Origin of the sequence: Halomonas saccharevitans, assembly GCF_900116405.1 — a bacterium.
Taxonomy (GTDB): domain Bacteria; phylum Pseudomonadota; class Gammaproteobacteria; order Pseudomonadales; family Halomonadaceae; genus Halomonas; species Halomonas saccharevitans.
In genome coordinates this window covers 22,727-39,177 of sequence record NZ_FPAQ01000017.1, presented here as the reverse complement: position 1 = coordinate 39,177, position 16,451 = coordinate 22,727, and the positions used below count along the sequence as shown (strand labels likewise).

General features: G+C 67.8%; 14 protein-coding genes. 8 read left to right on the top strand and 6 right to left on the bottom strand.

Translation table 11 applies throughout. The features are described 5' to 3' along the window. Positions 1 to 46: 46 nt before the first annotated feature. The 4 genes from BM388_RS09325 to BM388_RS09310 form a co-directional block, all read right to left on the bottom strand. Positions 47 to 1,786: an isocitrate/isopropylmalate family dehydrogenase gene (locus BM388_RS09325; RefSeq protein ID WP_089849412.1), complete on the bottom strand. Its 1,740-nt coding sequence runs from the start codon at positions 1,784 to 1,786 to the stop codon at positions 47 to 49. A gap of 101 nt (positions 1,787 to 1,887) precedes the next feature. Beyond that, complete coding sequence (locus tag BM388_RS09320; RefSeq protein WP_089849410.1) at positions 1,888 to 2,217, bottom strand: YnfA family protein; 330 nt, start codon at positions 2,215 to 2,217, stop codon at positions 1,888 to 1,890. A gap of 1 nt (position 2,218) precedes the next feature. After that, entirely contained in the window at positions 2,219 to 3,475 is a 1,257-nt protein-coding gene (locus BM388_RS09315; RefSeq protein ID WP_089849409.1) for a threonine ammonia-lyase, read from the bottom strand. Between the two features lie 31 nt (positions 3,476 to 3,506). Then, complete coding sequence (locus tag BM388_RS09310; RefSeq protein WP_089849407.1) at positions 3,507 to 4,106, bottom strand: gamma-glutamylcyclotransferase; 600 nt, start codon at positions 4,104 to 4,106, stop codon at positions 3,507 to 3,509. Positions 4,107 to 4,270: 164 nt separating this feature from the next. Between BM388_RS09310 and BM388_RS09305 the strand changes: the two genes are divergently transcribed. Continuing rightward, positions 4,271 to 4,741, top strand: coding sequence for a phosphatidylglycerophosphatase A family protein (locus BM388_RS09305; RefSeq protein WP_089849405.1), 471 nt, complete (start codon positions 4,271 to 4,273; stop codon positions 4,739 to 4,741). Positions 4,742 to 4,799: 58 nt separating this feature from the next. Here the strand turns inward: BM388_RS09305 and BM388_RS09300 are convergent, their stop codons facing one another. Together BM388_RS09300 and BM388_RS09295 are read right to left on the bottom strand one after the other, a co-directional pair. Continuing rightward, positions 4,800 to 7,373, bottom strand: coding sequence for an EAL domain-containing protein (locus BM388_RS09300; RefSeq protein WP_245781512.1), 2,574 nt, complete (start codon positions 7,371 to 7,373; stop codon positions 4,800 to 4,802). A 124-nt stretch (positions 7,374 to 7,497) separates the two neighbouring features. Next, positions 7,498 to 9,435, bottom strand: a complete 1,938-nt coding sequence (locus BM388_RS09295; protein WP_089849403.1) for a metallophosphoesterase family protein — start codon at positions 9,433 to 9,435, stop codon at positions 7,498 to 7,500. A 122-nt stretch (positions 9,436 to 9,557) separates the two neighbouring features. Between BM388_RS09295 and BM388_RS09290 the strand changes: the two genes are divergently transcribed. The 7 genes from BM388_RS09290 (at position 9,558) to BM388_RS09260 (ending at position 16,425) form a co-directional block, all read left to right on the top strand. Further along, complete coding sequence (locus BM388_RS09290; RefSeq protein WP_089849401.1) at positions 9,558 to 10,124, top strand: NnrU family protein; 567 nt, start codon at positions 9,558 to 9,560, stop codon at positions 10,122 to 10,124. A 145-nt stretch (positions 10,125 to 10,269) separates the two neighbouring features. After that, entirely contained in the window at positions 10,270 to 10,695 is a 426-nt protein-coding gene (locus BM388_RS09285; RefSeq protein WP_245781511.1) for a permease, read from the top strand. A gap of 55 nt (positions 10,696 to 10,750) precedes the next feature. Continuing rightward, entirely contained in the window at positions 10,751 to 11,686 is a 936-nt protein-coding gene (locus BM388_RS09280) for a cation diffusion facilitator family transporter (protein WP_089849399.1), read from the top strand. A 25-nt stretch (positions 11,687 to 11,711) separates the two neighbouring features. Beyond that, positions 11,712 to 13,361 (top strand): GMC family oxidoreductase, encoded by a 1,650-nt coding sequence (locus BM388_RS09275; protein WP_089849397.1) that lies wholly within the window; start codon positions 11,712 to 11,714, stop codon positions 13,359 to 13,361. A 265-nt stretch (positions 13,362 to 13,626) separates the two neighbouring features. Then, complete coding sequence (locus tag BM388_RS09270) at positions 13,627 to 13,833, top strand: cold-shock protein (RefSeq protein ID WP_021818720.1); 207 nt, start codon at positions 13,627 to 13,629, stop codon at positions 13,831 to 13,833. Positions 13,834 to 14,021: 188 nt separating this feature from the next. After that, positions 14,022 to 15,677, top strand: a complete 1,656-nt coding sequence (locus BM388_RS09265; protein ID WP_089849396.1) for an SLC13 family permease — start codon at positions 14,022 to 14,024, stop codon at positions 15,675 to 15,677. Positions 15,678 to 15,756: 79 nt separating this feature from the next. Further along, positions 15,757 to 16,425, top strand: coding sequence for an alpha/beta hydrolase (locus BM388_RS09260; RefSeq protein ID WP_089849394.1), 669 nt, complete (start codon positions 15,757 to 15,759; stop codon positions 16,423 to 16,425). The last annotated feature ends 26 nt before the right edge of the window (positions 16,426 to 16,451 follow it).

Below are 16,451 nucleotides of genomic sequence, written 5' to 3'. Positions count from 1 at the left end.
GACCCCGCCCGGGGGCGAGGTCGCGAGGGGCGTCCGGAGGAGCGCGTCAGGCGGGAAGCCGCTCCGCCACGGCATTCAGGAAGCCCTGCATGTCCACGACGGTCTCGGCGGCGGGATCGGTGGTCTTGCCCTTGAGGTCGCCGGTGATGATGCCGTCGGCGACGGTGTCGATCAGCGCGGCCTTGAGGCCGGTGGCGTAGTCGACCAGGGCCGCGTTGGCTTCACGCTCGCCCAGGGTCTCCAGGGCATTGGCCACGGCGAAGATCAGCGCGGAGGAGTTGAAGTGTGCCTCGCGGCCGTCGCTCTCCTGGTACTTCAGGTAGAGGTCGTGGGCGGTGCCGTGGGGCGCCTCGAAGAGCATGGTGCCGTTCTTGCTCTCGATGATCGAGCTGGCGGTGGCCAGGCTGCCGCCGAGCGCCGCGGAGATGTCCGAGAAGATGTCGCCGTCGAGGTTCTGCGCCGGGTAGAGGGCGTTGCGGGGCGGATCGGTGATCATCTTGATGAGCTGCCGCGAGGGCCGCATGATCATGAACGACGGGGGCGGCGTATCGGCCTTCGCCAGCTCGCGGCGCACGTCGGTGATCGCGGTGCTGAAGACGTCGTCGTACTCCATATACTCGCGCTTGAGGCCGAAGTAGACCTCCTTGTCCTTGCGCGAGGCGTCGCGGAACACCTGGAAGACCCAGTCCCTGATGGCTTCGTGGTCGTTGGACATCAGCAGGATCGGATCGCCGCGTTTGACGCGGCAAGCGTGCTTCTCCTCGCCATCGACCACCACCTTGAGGATGCCGTCCTCAAGGGAGGGCGCATTGTAGCTGCCGTACTGATCGCCGCCGCCGGCGCTCATACGCGACAGCGAGACGTGGGCCTTGCGCTTGGGAATGCCGTGGACCTTGAGCTGCTCGACCAGCTTGTAGAGCTTGCGGCCGGTGTTGTTGTCCGGCACGCCCCACAGCGCCCGCTCTGGCGGGTTGGCGACCAGGCGCGCGGCCTGGGCGTCGATCAGCTCGTAGTGATAGGCGAGCCCCAGCGCCTCGACCTGCGCCTGGTAGTGCTCGCGGTAGATATCCTCGATGGCGGCCCGCATCACGCCGTCGTAGCCGGCGATCACGGTGTCCTTCAGGCCCAGGTAGATGTCGCGCTGCTCGTCGATGGCGCGCTGGAAGAAGCGGTGGGCCCAGGCCTTGACCTGGTCGATGTCGTTGGTGGCGAGCAGCCAGGGGTCGCCCTTCTTCACCTCGCGGCGGTGCAGCTCCACCGGGTCGCCGCTTTCACCCACGAACAGCAGCTTGACGATGCCGGTGGCGCTGGAGAGCTCGTTGAAGCTGTCCTTGATGCCGCCGCCGTCCATGGTCTCCACGTCGATATCGCGGCCGATCCACTCGGGCGTGTTGAACTCGAGGTTGCGGAACTGGATGTCCTCGCGGGTGATGTTGCCGCCGATGCCCTTGCGGATGGCGCCGTTGGGCGACTTGGTGGCCAGCGGATGCAGGGTGGTGCCATCGAGCTCGGGGTGGGCGGCCAGCAGCTCGCCGAGCTGGGTGCGGTTCACGGTCATGCCCGCGTTCTTCACGCCCACGCCGTACTGCTTGAGGGCCTCGATGGCATCGATCACCGCCTGACCGTTGGTGACCAGGCGGTTCTCCGCGGTCAGGTCGATCTCCACGAGGTCGACGTCCAGCCGCGAGGTCACGAAGGTTTCGAGGATGCGCTCGAAGGCGACCTGGGCCATCTCGTCGCCATGCAGGATGACCAGGGGGGCTGACACGTTGATCTTGCTGCTCATCACGCTTCCTTTGGTTGAGGTGATGGGATGGGAAGGATAACAAACGTGTATAGGGTACGCCTGCCATCGGTGCTCCGCCAGAGATCGCCCCGTACCGGAGATCACGCTGCGGGCCGCGGCCCGAGCAGGATGACGCCGGCGCCCATCAGGCACAGGCCCGCGCCGGCCAGGTCCCAGCGATCGGGCAGGCGCTGTTCGACCAGCCACAGCCAGGCCACCGAGGTGGCGATGTAGACCCCGCCGTAGGCGGCATAGGCGCGCCCGGCGTAGTCGGCCCCGGAGAGGCTCAGCAGCCAGGCGAAGAGCGCCAGGCTGGCGAGCCCCGGCATCAGCCACAGGGCCGACTTGTCCAGCCGCCACCAGGCCCAGACGCTGAAGCAGCCGGCGATCTCGGCCAGGGCCGCGGCGACATAGAGCGCCAGGGTGGTCATCTCAGTGATGGCCCTCGGGATCGGTGGCCCAGCGCTCGTCCGGGTGCACTTCGTTGGCGGGCAGCACGGGGTCGTAGCCCTCGACGCGCAGCGCGGCGATCACCTCGCGGGTGTGGTCGCTGCCCAGGGTCTCCAGAGTGGCCTCCACCTCGGTGGCGCGCAGCGAGAGATCGGTGAAGGTGCGCTGGTGAGCGATCTGGATGACGTTGGCGCGCTGCTCGGCGAGCAGCTGGGTCAGCTCGGCCAGCGAGCCGGGCACGTCGGGTATGCCGACCCGTACCCGCACGATGCGTCCGGAGCGCACCAGGCCGCGCTGAATCACCGAGGAGAGCGCCAGCATGTCGATGTTGCCGCCGCACAGCACCAGCCCCACCTTGCGACCGCGATAGCGCGCCGGCTCGCTGAGCAGGGCGGCGAGCCCCGCGGCGCCAGCGCCTTCGGCCACGCTCTTCTCGATCTCCAGCAGCATCAGGATGGCGCGCTCGATCTCGGGCTCGTCCACCAGCACGATCTCGCTGACCAGCTCGCGCACGATCTCGCGAGTCAGCCGGCCGGGCTGCTTCACGGCGATGCCCTCGGCCAGGGTGGCCAGTCCGCAGTGGACCTCCTCGCCGCCCAGCGCCTGCTGCATGGCCGGAAAGCGCTGAGTCTGCACGCCGATCACTTCGATGTCGGGCTTCAGGGCCTTGGCCGCCACGGCGTTGCCGCTGATCAGCCCGCCGCCGCCGATGGGAATCACCAGGCAGTCCAGGTCGGGTACCGCTTCGAGCATCTCCGGGGCGATGGTGCCCTGGCCGGCGATCACTCGTTCATCGTCGTAGGGGTGCACGAAGACCAGGTGGCGCTCCCCGGCGAGGCGCTGGGCGTAGGCGCCGGCCTCGTCGACGCCGTTGCCCTCGAGGTGCACCTCGGCGCCGAAGTCGCGGGTGTTACGCACCTTGAGGTTGGGGGTGTGGCGGGGCATGACGATGGTGGCGTGGATGCCCAGCCGGGCGGCGTGATAGGCCACCGCCTGGGCGTGGTTGCCGGCGGACATGGCGATCACGCCCCGGGCGCGCTCCTCGGGCGACAGCGAGAGCAGGTGGTTCAGCGCGCCGCGCTCCTTGAAGGAGGCGGTGAACTGATGGTTCTCGAACTTGATGTAGACGTCGCAGCCGGTGAGCCGGGAGAGGGTCGCGGAGCGCAGGCAAGGGGTATGCTCCACGCTGCCTTCGAGGCGGGCGGCGGCCTGGCGGATGTCGTCGAGGGTCACGCTCATGGGAGGATCGTCTCCATGTTTTTTTAGATCGTTATTGGCGGCGTTGGGGGCAGTCGTCGCCCGCCGGGTGGGGCAGGCGCGCTGCCAGCGCGAACACGTGGGGGTCATCCACACCGAGTTCGCGCAGGGCCTGGGCCAGGTGGACCAGGTAGTCGCGATTGGGGCCGCTGGGGCCGTGGGCGAGGGCGATCTGTGCGGCGATGGCGTCGAGCGGGGCGTCGCCGAGGAAGGCGGCGTTGTCTTCGGTGGCCAGATACAGGAGCCCATCGGCGCTCGCCGGCTGGCCGTTGTCGTCGAAGTGCAGCCGGGTCAGCTCGCGCAGGTAGCCGTTCTTCTCGCGCACGTCCAGCGGGCCCAGCACTTCGGGGGCGATGCGGTAGGCCATGCCGTGGCAGATGGCCTCCGGCTCGCGCACCAGGGTGGCCACCCGGCCTGGGGCCTCGGGGGTGCCGCGATGATCGTGAGAGCCCTGCCAGAAGCGACGCACCCAGCCGTGGATATGGGCCGGACGACGCTCGAGGAAGGGGAAGTCGGCCTTCCAGATCAGCGAGCCGTAGCCGAACAGCCAGATCTCGTCGTGGCCATCGAAGTGGTTCATGCGTCGGTTGCGTTCCCGGGTGTCGTTACTCATGGGCGGGGCCGGCAGGGTCGGTGGATGAACGCTCCATGATGCGTCGCCGGGCGGCGCTTGTCGAAGCCCGATGGCCAAGGCGTAAGCCGGCGTCGACGGCGATCCGGGCCCGGCGTATGGTGTCGGGCGTTCGAGGCACGCCTCTTGGATGATAGGGAGCAGGGATGGACACGCTATGGTTGGCTCTTTCGACGGGGTTTGGCCTGGGGCTCTCGCCCTGGGCGCCGGGCACGGTCGGCTCGCTGCTGGGACTGCCGCTCGCCTGGTGGCTGTTGGGTCGCACGCGCCGAGTGCAGCTCGGCCTCACGGCGGCGCTCTTGGTGGCGGCCATGCCGGTCTGTCATCAGGCCGCGACTGCGCTGGGCACCAAGGACGACGGACGCATCGTGCTTGATGAGATCGTCGCCTTTCCGGTAGCGGTGCTCGGTCAGGCCACGGCACGCCATCCTGCGGCCCTGGCCGGGGCCTACGTGGTCTATCGGGGCTTCGATATCACCAAGTCGGCGCCGGTGAGCCAGGCCGAGGCGCTACCCGGCGGGATTGGCATCGTGCTCGACGACACCGTCGCCGCGGCCATGACCTGGCTGGTCATGGCCGCGGGGCTGGCGCTCTGGCGCCGTCGCCGGAGCGTCTGAACCGCTGCCGCCGGAGCCGCCCTGGCCGTAGAGCCCGGTCGGACGCGTAAGCGGCAGATCACGCCTTGGGGGGCGCCAGGTGCATCGGCAGTTGCGTCAGTTGATCGAGCGGTACGGGGCGAGAGAACAGGAAGCCCTGCAGCAGGTCGCATTCGCGGTCCATGAGGTCGCGCTGCTGTTCCGGAACCTCGATGCCCTCGGCCACCACCTTGAGCCCCAGGTGATGGGCCATGGTAATCACCCCCTGAACGATGGCGGCATTATCGCCGTTGTGGGTGATGTCGTGGATGAAGCTGCGGTCGAGCTTGACCTTGCTGATCGGCAGCTGGCGCAGGTAGCGAAGGCTGGAGAAGCCGCTGCCGAAGTCGTCGATCGCCACCTGCACGCCGCGCTGGCGCAGGGCATTCAGCACCTCGATGGCCCGGTCGGTGCCGGACATCAGCACCCCTTCGGTCACCTCGAGTTCCAGCCGGTCGGCAGGCCAGCCGGTAGTCTCGAGGACCTGCTCGACCTGGGCGAGGAAACCGGCTCGCCGGAACTGCAGCGGCGAGATATTGACGGCCACCTGCAGCGCCGGCCCGCCCTCGGCGTGCAGGCGGGCCATGTCCTGGCAGGCTCGCTGCAGCACCCAGCGCCCGATGGCGATGATCTGTCCCGTTTGCTCGGCCAGCGGGATAAAGAGCCCCGGCGAGATCATGCCCTTCTCGGGATGTTTCCAACGCACCAGCGCCTCGACGCTGCGCACCGCGCCGGAGTGCGCATCGACGATGGGCTGATAGTGCAGCAGAAACTGCTCCTCGCGGATCGCCTCCTGCAGTTCGAGGCGCATCTCGACGTGTTCGCTCATCAGGATCGAGACTTCGTCGCCGTACCACTGCCAGGTGTTGCGGCCCTGCTGCTTGGCCTCCTGCATGGCGAGGTCGGCGTACTGGAGCAGCTCCGCCGCGTGGCCCGGCGGATCCAGGCTCGAGGCGATGCCGATGCTGGCGCTGATGTGCAGGCGGTGCCCTTCGAGTTCGAAGGGGCGTGACAGCGAGGAGAGGATCGCCTCGGCCCTCGCCAGCACATCCCGCTCGCAGTGGACGTCCGTCAACAGCAGGGCAAATTCGTCGCTGCCCAGTCGCGAGGCGATGTCTCCCTGGGCGAGCAGGGCGGTGAGACGATGGGCCACCTGCTCCAGCAGCCGATCGCCGATGTGATGGCCGAGGCCATCATTGACCGGTTTGAAGTCGTCCAGGTCGATATAGAGCAGGGCGAGGAAGCCCTCCTCCCGGCAGGTGCGCCGGAAGTGCTGGGTCAGGCGCGAGACGAATTGCTGGCGGTTGGGCAGCCCGGTGAGCGAGTCGTGGCTGGCCTGGTGGGCGAGACGATCCTCGTACTCGCGTACCCGCGAGACATCCTGCTGAATGCCGATGATATGGGTGCAGTGGCCCTCGTCGTCGAGGACCGGACCCAGGTAGAGGTGGTTCCAGAACGCCGAGCCGTCCTTGCGATAGTTGCGCAGCGTCACCTGGATCTCGCTGCGTTGGGCTACGGCCAGGCGTAGCCGTGTCACGGTCGCCGGATCGGTATCCGGCCCCTGCAGGAAGCGACAGTTGCGGCCCACGACCTCGTCACGCGCATAGCCGGTGATGTTCTGGAAGGTCTCGTTGACGAAGACCAGCGGCATGTCCGGTAGGCTGGCATCGGCCATGATGACGCCATTGCGGCTGGCATCGATGCCGCGGGCCAGCAGGCGCAGCTGCTGCTCCTGCTGGCGGCGCTGCGTGATGTCGCGCCCCACGCCATAAACGCCGACCACCCGTTCATCGACGACGATGGGCAGGTTGGTGACCTCCAGGGTGTAGGCCCGTCCCTCGGCATCGGTGCTGTGGTAAATGTGCTGCTGGGTTTCGCCCTGGCAGACTCGCGCGAAGGCGGCGTCGATGGCCGGCAGCTCCTCCGCGGCGACGAAGCGATCATAGGGCTGCCCCTTGAGCCACGCCTCGCTGAAGCCCGTGATGCGCGTGGCCGAGGCGTTGCAGCTGATAAACCGGCCGTCGAGGTCGAATTCGAATACCGCATCGGGGTGCTGGGTGAACAGCGAGCGAAAGCGCTGCTCCACCTCGAAGCGAGCCTGGCGATCACGGTGGCGCTCGATGGCCAGGGCCACCAGGCCGGCGGCGCGACGTACCCGCGCCTTCTCGCCCTCGCTGGGCGCTTGGGGCGTAGGGTAATAGGTCGCGAAGGTGCCCAGCAGGTCGCTCCTGGCTGAGATCATCGGTACCGACCAGCAGGCGGCCAGCCCCTCGGCGCGTGCCAGCGCCTGCAGGCCCTGCCAGCGGGGGTCGGTCGGGATGTGCTCGGTGATCGCGATCCGGCGGGTCGCGGCGGCCGCCCCGCAGGTGCCGGCCGGCGCGTCGATCGGCACACGCTGCGCGGCCTGTCGGAAGGCCGCCGAGAAGCGCTCGCCCGCCACCATGTCGAGGGTGCGCGTTACGGGATCGAACACCATGATCGCTATCCGGGCGTCGCCGAGCTGGCGACCGACCACCCCCGCGATGGCTGCAAGGGTGGTCTCGAGGGGCGTATCTCGGGCGATCAATTCCTGCACGGCCAGCTGCTCGTCCAGCAGTACGCTCTCGTCCTTCACCGCGCGCTCCTTGTATACGACGACATGTCGGTCGACAGCATCTCAAGGCACGCCGGCTCATGCACTCCTTGATTTCGATTTCGCATCCAGCGTATCGCACGAAGGAGCGTGCCAGCGGGTGAGCTCAGCCGCGCGGCGAGCGCTTTTCCGGTTCGGGAAAGCGGACATCGAAGCCGCGGGCATCGAGCTGGCGGATGTCGCTGGGACGGCCCTGGTCGTCGAGCTCCACCAGGCCGATGCCGCTGCCGTTCCAGAGTCGTTCGCCGGCCCTTGCGCGGTCGGGGTCGCGGGGCGAGATCACCATGCGCCGACGCTTGGTGAGCCAGTTGAGTGGCGAGCGCGGCGCATAGAGCCAGCGGTTCAGGCGGTCGAACCAGTCGAGCAGGGTGTCCGGGAAGGCGTTCTTGACCCCGCTGGAGGTGATCTGCCAGAGCCTGGGCCCCTCGCGGCGATGGCGGATGTGGATGTCGTAGGCGAAGGAGTAGTGCACGTCGCCGGAGAGGATCACGTAGTGCCCGGGGGTACGAGAGTGGCGGAAGATGTTCATCATCACGCTCGCCGCGCCGCGATGGGCCATCCAGTTCTCGGCGTCCACCAGCAGCGGCCGGCCGGCCAGGGTGAAGAGCCGCTGGATGGTCTCGATCAGCTTGACGCCGAACATCGGCGCCGGCGAGACGATTACCACCGACTGAGCCCCCAGCATGTTCTGCTGCAGCTCCGAGAGCGCCTCCCAGTCCATCAGGCCGGAGGGGCGCGCGGGGCTTTGCTCGCTGCGCCAGCGCCGGGTGCGGGTGTCGAGGATCACCAGCTTCGGGTCGCCCTCGACCTCGACCTCCCAGCCCTGGAAGCGCAGCAGCCGCTCGATGACGGCGTCCTGCTCTCCGGCAGGCAGCCAGCCCTGATGGTCGGCGGCGCGCGAAAGCAGCCCGGCGGCGTCATCTAGGGGCGTGGCCAGGCGGTCCGGGTCGTTGCCCCAGCCCTGGCAGAGCAGGTAGGCCAGCAGGGCGTTGCCGATGATCCGCCGCGAGAAGGGGTGGCCGTAGGCGGTGGTTTCCCAGTCCGCGGTGAGGTTCCAGTCGTCGGTGATGTCGTGATCGTCGAAGATCATCAGCGAGGGCAGGTGGGCCATCACCCGGGCGGCGGCGGGCAGGCCCTCGGCGAAGCGGCCGATCACCGCCTTCTCCCCGCGGAACAGTGCGGCCTTGTCCTCGTCCAGCGCCGGCGCCTCCATGCCCACCAGGCGCCACGGGGTCGGCGACCAGGCCAGCAGGTACATGGCGATCACCTCGGCGAAGCTCATCAGGTGATTGTGGGCGTTGGCCGAGGTGAACACTGGCTTGCGCGCCCCGCCGAAGAAGCCCTTGCGCACCTTCTCGCTGCTCTCGGCTTCCGGGAGCAGCGCCTCGCGGCGATAGTAGCTGGCGGGATCGTCGTAGAGCGCTTGGCTGTCGGCCACGGTGGCGCCCTCCAGGGTCTCGTCGAAGAGCCCCAGGCGACGGATCAGCCCGTGGACGGCCACCAGCATCGGGCCGGCCACGTCGTCGGTGTAGACCTGGTCGCCGGTCATCAGCAGCCAGGCCGGCCAGGCCTCGGGAGCGTCGCGGCGCTCGGCGAGCCAGGTGTCGGCGCGCACTAGGCCGTCCGGGCCGTCGTGATGGGGGCGCCGGCAGGAGCCGTGTAGCAGCCGGCCGTGGCGCTCGGCGAGCACGAAGCAGGGATGCGCCGCGCCTTCGTGCAGCAGGTGGGGCGCCCAGTCGGCGATGCTGGTCGCCCCCGCCTCGCCGGGCAGCTTCAGGTCGTAGTCGATGCGCACGCCCCGGGGCAGGGGAGTCTCGAGGGGCACGTCGATCAGGTGCAGCCAGGCGTGGCGACCCAGCGGCAGGCGCCTGAGACGCGAATCGTTGAGCACCAGACGGCGCGGGGTGTGCCCGACCGGGTGCAGCATCAGGCTCGGTGCGAGGGGACGTGAGCCCACCAGCCAGATCACCAGGCGTTGCGTGCTCAGGCGGCGCAGGATGGGGCCGGCGAGGACCTCGGGAAGGGGGGCGGTGTCGCGAGACATGGCAGTCCTTTGCATCAATGAGCCGTGGCGGCCGATGGTACTGGTCGCGGTCGAGTCAACCGACTAGGCTGGCGGCGGTTATGTTCCACATTACCCCCTTTTCCCCGATGGAGACCCTGACCATGACCGTGATGCTGCTCGGCCTGTTGATCTTTCTCGGTATGCACTCGGTGCGCATCCTGGCTGACGACTGGCGAAGCGCCCAGATCCAGCGCATGGGCGAGCTGCCCTGGAAGGCGGCCTACTCGGTGGTCTCGATCATCGGCCTGGCACTGGCGATCTGGGGCTACGGCCAGACGCGCCTGGACCCGGTCTGGGTCTGGCAGCCGCCACTGGGCCTTCGCCATGTCGTCTCGCTGTTCATGATACCTGCCTTCGTGCTGCTGGTGGCGGCCTATGTGCCGCGCAACCACCTCAAGGCGAAGCTCGGCCATACGATGATCCTGGCGGTGAAGCTGTGGGCCTTCGCCCACCTGCTGGCCAACGGGCGGCTTTCCGACATCGTGCTCTTCGGCGCCTTCCTGCTGTGGGCGGTGCTCGACTTCCGCGCGGCCCGTCGTCGCCCGCGGCCCGAGATCGCCGCCCCGAGCGTGGTCGGCACCGTCGCGACCGTGGTGATCGGCCTGGCGGCCTATGTCGTGTTCGCCCTCTATCTGCATGCGTGGCTCATCGGCGTGCCGGTCATGTGACCCACTCGGCGCGCCTTTCCTGTCGCAGCCCTGAACGCCGCCGACTTGACCCTTGGGCAACCCAAAGGTTTAGCCTTAGCCGTCATCCATGGCGGGCCGGGGACACCCGGCCCGCCCTTTTCGATGACCGTCAAAGGAGAAGCGGATGACGGCGCACTTTCTCTCGCTTTGGAACGAAGCGGCCCTTACCAGCCTGGGCTTCTTCTGGATGGCGCTCTGGGCCTTCGCCCTGGGCTATCTGATCAGCAGCCTGATCCAGGTGCTGGTCACCCGGCAGCGCATGCAGCGCGCCATGGGCACGGACGGTCCGCGCAGCATGCTGCTGGCCAGCTTCTTCGGTTTCATTTCCAGCTCCTGCAGCTTCGCGGCCCTGGCGACCACCCGGGCGCTCTTCCAGAAGGGCGCCGGCCTGGCGCCCTCCCTGGCCTTCATGCTGGCCTCCACCAACCTGGTGGTGGAGCTCGGGTTCGTGATCGCGATCTTCCCGGTGGGCTACTGGCGGCGCCGCTGCTCGGCTGACGCTCGCGTGACGGAAGACGGGGTCGGCTCGATGCTGGGCGTCGCGCGGTGAGGGCCGTTTCACCGGCCCCGTTGCGGTAAGCTGGACGCCTGGCAAGGGAGGGCACATGGCACACGATCACCACCATCATCATTCGCATCACGCCACACCTCACTCCGGGCTGGACAGCCAGCGTCGGCTGTTCTGGGCGATCCTTTTGACCGGCGGCTTCATGGTCGCCGAGGTAGTCGGGGGCATTCTCTCCGGCTCGCTGGCCCTGCTGGCCGATGCCGGCCATATGCTCACCGACACCGCGGCCCTGGCGCTTGCCTGGTTCGCCGCGCGCATCAGCCGCCGGCCGGCCGATGAGAAACGCAGCTTCGGCTACCACCGGGTGCAGATCCTGGCCGCCTTCGTCAACGGCCTGACGCTGATCGCCATCGTGGTGTGGATCCTCATCGAGGCGATCCGCCGGCTGCTCTCGCCGGTGGAGGTGGTGGGCAGCACCATGCTGGTGATCGCCGGCCTGGGGCTTGTGGTCAACGTGGTGGTGTTCGCCATCCTGCACTTCGGCGACCGCGAGAACCTCAATATCCGCGGGGCCGCCCTGCACGTGCTGGGCGATCTGCTGGGCTCGGTGGCGGCGATCGTCGCGGCCCTGGTGATCCTTGCCACCGGCTGGATGCCCATCGATCCGTTGCTCTCGGTGCTGGTGGCGCTGCTGATCCTGCGCAGCGCCTGGAAGCTGACCCGGGAGTCCGGGCATATCCTGCTGGAGGGCGCGCCGGAGGGGGTCGATCCCTCGACGCTGCGCCGTGAGATTCCCGAGCGGCTCGAGGCGGTCTGCAACGTGCATCACGTGCATGTCTGGTCGCTGACGCCGGGGCGCCACCTGGTCTCGCTGCATGCGGCCATCGACGAGGGCGCTGATCGCCAGGCCACCCTGGTGGCGATCCGCGCCCTGCTGGTGGAGCGCTATGGCCTTTCCCACGCCACCGTCCAGCTGGAGAGCCGCCACCACTGCGTCGACGAGCCTACTGCGCACAGGGAACATCGCGACTGAGCGTCACCAACCGAGAGAAAAAGCCATGACACAACAACAATACGACTACATCGTGGTGGGGGCTGGCACCGCCGGCTGCCTGCTCGCCAACCGCCTGAGCGCCGATCCGGCCAATCGGGTGCTGCTGATCGAGGCGGGGGGACGCGATAACTACCACTGGATCCACATCCCGGTGGGGTATCTCTACTGCATCGACAACCCTCGCACCGACTGGCGGTTTCGCACCGAGCCCGACCAGGGCCTGAACGGTCGTTCCCTGCTCTATCCGCGCGGCAAGACGCTCGGCGGCTGCTCCAGCATCAACGGCATGCTCTACATGCGGGGCCAGGCCCGCGACTACGACGGCTGGGCCGACCTCACCGGCGATGATGCCTGGCGCTGGGAGAACTGCCTGGCCGACTTCATGAAGCATGAGGATCACCATCGCCTGGACGACGGGGGCGATGCCGATGCTCCCCACCGTGACTTCCACGGCCATGGCGGTGAATGGCGCGTCGAGAAGCAGCGCCTGAGCTGGCAGGTGCTGGACGACTTCGCCACCGCCGCCGTGGAAGCCGGCATCCCGCGCACCCGCGACTTCAACCGTGGTGACAACGAGGGGGTCGACTACTTTGAGGTCAACCAGCGCGCCGGCTGGCGCTGGAACACCGCCAAGGCCTTCCTGCGCGGCGTCGAGAAGCGCGACAACCTGACCCTGTGGCACTCCACTCAGGTGCGGGGGTTGGAGTTCGCGACAGGCGAGGAGGACGAGCCGCGCTGCCGCGGCGTCAAGGTCGAACGGGCCGGCGAGAGCGTCACGGCGACCGCCCACCGCGAGGTGATTCTCTCTGCCGGGGCCATCGGCTCACCGCAGCTGCTGCAGCTCTCGGGTGTCGGCCCGGCCGACCTGCTGGCCGAGCACGACATCCCGGTGGTGGCCGACCTCCCGGGGGTGGGCGAGAACCTGCAGGACCACCTGCAGATCCGCTCGGTCTATCGCCTGAAGGGGGCCAGGACCCTCAACACCCTGGCCAACTCGCTGGTCGGCAAGGCCAAGATCGGCCTGGAGTTTGCCTTCAAGCGCTCCGGGCCGATGAGCATGGCGCCCTCCCAGCTGTGTGCCTTCACGCGCAGCTCCGAGGCCTACGCGCATCCCAATATCGAGTACCACGTCCAGCCGCTGAGCCTGGAGGCCTTCGGCCAGCCGCTGCATGATTTCTCGGCGATCACGGCTAGCGTGTGCAACCTCAACCCGACCAGCCGGGGCACGGTGCGTATCAAGAGCCGCGATCCCCGCCAAGCGCCGGCCATCTCGCCCCACTACCTGAGCACGCCGGAGGATCGTCAGGTGGCCGCCGACTCGCTGCGCGTTACCCGACGCATCGCCGAGCAGCCGGCATTCGCCAAGTACCAGCCCGAGGAGTTCAAGCCCGGCGCGCAGTACCAGAGCGACGACGACCTGGCGCGGCTGGCCGGCGACATCGGCACCACCATCTTCCACCCGGTGGGCACCGCGAAGATGGGATGCGACGACGACCCCATGGCGGTCGTCGACTCCCGCCTGCGCGTCAGAGGAGTGCGGGGGCTGAGGGTCGTGGATGCCAGCATCATGCCGACCATCACCAGCGGCAATACCAACTCGCCGACGCTGATGATCGCCGAGAAGGCCGCGGCCTGGATCCTCGCGTCGCCGTGATGCTCGTCGTGACACGATCGAGCCGAGGCGCTTCCGACCGCGTCACGCTTTCATCACCTTTCTCTCACTTTCTTGTAACGAGGTGCAAATAAGGTTTGACCTGCCCTCGGGGAGGGCGCACTATGCGCGCAGTTGGTTAGCAATTGGAACGTCCAAGCGGTCATCGAAAGCTCATAGCGTCGATTTCCCGGTGAAAGTTTCTTGTTTTACCCACTGCAACTCGGGTATTCCCGGCACAATCTAACGCTATTCGAGGAATTCGATCATGGCTACTGGTACCGTCAAGTGGTTCAACGACACTAAAGGCTTCGGCTTCATTTCTCCGGACGACAACGGCGACGACCTGTTCGCGCACTTCTCCGAGATTCAGGCTGATGGCTTCAAGTCCCTGCAAGACGGTCAGAAGGTCTCCTTCGACGTCACCCAGGGCAAGAAAGGCCTCCAGGCTTCCAACATCAAGGTCATCGACTGAACGTCGACCGACCGTGATGTGACTGCCTCACGGCAGTCGGAAAAAGGCCCGCGAAAGCGGGCCTTTTTGCGTGCGGGTCTTCCAGATTTATATTCCAAAAAAGAATTTCTAGATTTCTAAAAATAACTTTTTAGAATAATTGGCGGCGTTCACAATGGGATTCGTTCTGTCGCGACCGGTCCCCCCTCATGCCGCTGGATGCCTGGCTTTCCCTTGCCACCGTCATCGCCGTCTTCCCGCTGATGGCCTTCTCGCGCGTCGGTCCCGATATCGTGCTGCTCGGCGCGGTGATCCTGCTGCTCACCCTCGGCGTGATCGAGCCGGCCCAGGCGCTGGCGGGCTTCTCGAGCACGGGCCTGTTTACCGTGGCCTTCATGTACGTGCTGGTGACCAGCATTCGTGAGACCGGCGGCATCGACCTGATCATCCGCCACGTGCTGGGGCGTCCCCGACGCGAGGGCAGGGCGCTGCTGCGCCTGCTGATGCCGCTCAGCTTCGCCTCGATCCTCGGCGGCACCATCACCCTGTTCGGCACCAGCACCAACCTGGTCGTCCACGGCCTGCTGGTCGATCGCGATCCCTCCCTGGCCATGGGCCTCTTCGACATCGCCTGGGTCGGCGTGCCGGTGGCCCTGGTGGGGCTGCTCTATCTGCTGCTGCTGGGGCCGCGCCTGCTGCCGGCGCGGCGGGGGGCCGAGTCGGCCTTCGAGAATCCTCGCGAGTTCACCATCGAGATGGAGGTGGCGCCCGATGGCCCATTGGTGGATCGCACCGTCGAGGAGGCCGGCCTGCGCCACCTGCAGGCGCTGTTTCTGGTCGAGATCGAGCGTGACGGTAACGTCGTCAGCGTGGTGGGGCCCGGCGAGCACCTCAAGGGCGGCGATCGACTGGTGTTCGCCGGGACCAGTGAGGGGGCCGTGGAGCTGCAGCAGATTCGCGGGCTCGTGCCGACCCGCCAGGGTGAATCGAGCCTCGAGAAGGACTTCAAGGAGCGCCGCCTGGTGGAGGCGGTGGTCTCCGGCCAGTGCCAGTTCATCGGCCGACGCATTCGCGATGGCCACTTCCGCACCCTCTATGGCGCCGCGGTGCTGGCGGTCTGTCGCGGTGGCGAGCGGGTCGCCGGCAATCTCGGCCAGATCCGCCTGCAGCCCGCGGACGTGCTGCTGCTGGAGGCGCGCCCACCCTTCATCGAGCGGCATCGCCAGTCTCGGGACTTCCTGCTGATCAGCAAGGTCAACGGCGCCGCGCGCCCGGTCCACGAGAAGGCCTGGTTGGCCTGGGCCATCCTGGCGGGGGTCGTGGCGCTGGCCACCCTCGGGGTGATGAGCATGATGAAGGCCGCCATGCTCGGGGCGCTGCTGGCGCTGGCCACCGGCTGCTGCACGGTCGGCGCGGCGCGACGCGGGCTCGACACCCAGGTGCTGCTGACCATCGCCGCCTCCTTCGGCCTCGGGGCGGCCCTGGAGAGTTCGGGCGCCGCGGCCACGCTGGCCGGCCTGGCGCTTGAGCTGGCCGACGGCAATCCCTGGCTGCTGTTGGTGGGGAGCTACCTGCTGGTGGCCCTGCTCACGGAGCTGGTCACCAACAACGCGGCCGTGGTGATCACCTTCCCGGTGGTCATGGCGGCTGCCGAGAGCCTCGGTGTGAGTCCGATGCCCTTCGTGGTGGCGGTGATGTTCGCCGCCTCGGCGAGCTTCCTGACGCCGATCGGCTACCAGACCAACCTGATGGTGCACGGGCCCGGGGGCTATCGCCTCGGTGACTTCCTGCGCCTCGGCGGCCCCTTGAACCTGCTCATCGCCCTGGTAGCCCTGACCCTGATACCGCTGTTCTGGCCCTTCTGAGCGCGCTCGCCGCCGGGCGGCGTTTGCGGTAGGGTGTCGTCCTTCGACCGACCCGATTTACGGCCCTGGAGGCGACTTAATGAACCATCCCGGCGAACTGATCATCGAGCCGAGAAACGGCCAGCCGGCCGATGCCTGCGTCATCATTCTGCACGGCCTGGGCGCCGACGGCCGTGACTTCGAGCCGCTGGTGCCGGCGCTTCCCCTGCCCGACGATGCCGCGGTGCGCTTCATCCTGCCCCACGCGCCTCGCCTCCCGGTGACCGTCAACGGCGGCATGACCATGCCGGCCTGGTACGACATCAAGGAGATGAGCCTCGATCGTCAGATCGACGAGGCCCAGCTGCTGGTCTCCGCGGAGCGTATCCAGGCCATGGTGCGTGAGCAGATCGAGCACGGCATCGACAGCCGCCGGATCATCCTGGCGGGCTTCTCCCAGGGGGGCGCGGTGGCCTATCAGGCGGCGCTCTCCTTCGAGGCGCCGCTGGGCGGCCTGCTGGCGCTCTCCACTTACTTCGCCACGGCCGACAGCGTCACGCTCAGCGAGGCCAACCGTGAGCTGCCCATCGAGGTCCATCACGGCAGCTTCGATCCGGTGGTGCCCGAGTCGCTGGGCAGGGCCGGGTACGACCGCGTGCTGACGCTCGGGTATCCGGCGCACTACCGCCGCTACCCCATGGCCCATGCGCTCTGCCCACAGCAGATCAGCGACATCGGCCGCTGGCTGGCCGAGCGGCTGGCGCGCTGAGCGGGTGGCCGTGCCCGGCCATGACG

What these genes read in the sequence shown, in the direction of transcription:
- BM388_RS09325 (WP_089849412.1), bottom strand. Translation starts at nt 1,786, where the DNA reads ATGAGCAGCAAGATCAACGTGTCAGCCCCCCTGGTCATCCTGCATGGC.
- BM388_RS09320 (WP_089849410.1), bottom strand. Translation starts at nt 2,217, where the DNA reads ATGACCACCCTGGCGCTCTATGTCGCCGCGGCCCTGGCCGAGATCGCC.
- BM388_RS09315 (WP_089849409.1), bottom strand. Translation starts at nt 3,475, where the DNA reads ATGAGCGTGACCCTCGACGACATCCGCCAGGCCGCCGCCCGCCTCGAA.
- BM388_RS09310 (WP_089849407.1), bottom strand. Translation starts at nt 4,106, where the DNA reads ATGAGTAACGACACCCGGGAACGCAACCGACGCATGAACCACTTCGAT.
- BM388_RS09305 (WP_089849405.1), top strand. Translation starts at nt 4,271, where the DNA reads ATGGACACGCTATGGTTGGCTCTTTCGACGGGGTTTGGCCTGGGGCTC.
- BM388_RS09295 (WP_089849403.1), bottom strand. Translation starts at nt 9,435, where the DNA reads ATGTCTCGCGACACCGCCCCCCTTCCCGAGGTCCTCGCCGGCCCCATC.
- BM388_RS09290 (WP_089849401.1), top strand. Translation starts at nt 9,558, where the DNA reads ATGACCGTGATGCTGCTCGGCCTGTTGATCTTTCTCGGTATGCACTCG.
- BM388_RS09285 (WP_245781511.1), top strand. Translation starts at nt 10,270, where the DNA reads ATGACGGCGCACTTTCTCTCGCTTTGGAACGAAGCGGCCCTTACCAGC.
- BM388_RS09280 (WP_089849399.1), top strand. Translation starts at nt 10,751, where the DNA reads ATGGCACACGATCACCACCATCATCATTCGCATCACGCCACACCTCAC.
- BM388_RS09275 (WP_089849397.1), top strand. Translation starts at nt 11,712, where the DNA reads ATGACACAACAACAATACGACTACATCGTGGTGGGGGCTGGCACCGCC.
- BM388_RS09270 (WP_021818720.1), top strand. Translation starts at nt 13,627, where the DNA reads ATGGCTACTGGTACCGTCAAGTGGTTCAACGACACTAAAGGCTTCGGC.
- BM388_RS09265 (WP_089849396.1), top strand. Translation starts at nt 14,022, where the DNA reads ATGCCGCTGGATGCCTGGCTTTCCCTTGCCACCGTCATCGCCGTCTTC.
- BM388_RS09260 (WP_089849394.1), top strand. Translation starts at nt 15,757, where the DNA reads ATGAACCATCCCGGCGAACTGATCATCGAGCCGAGAAACGGCCAGCCG.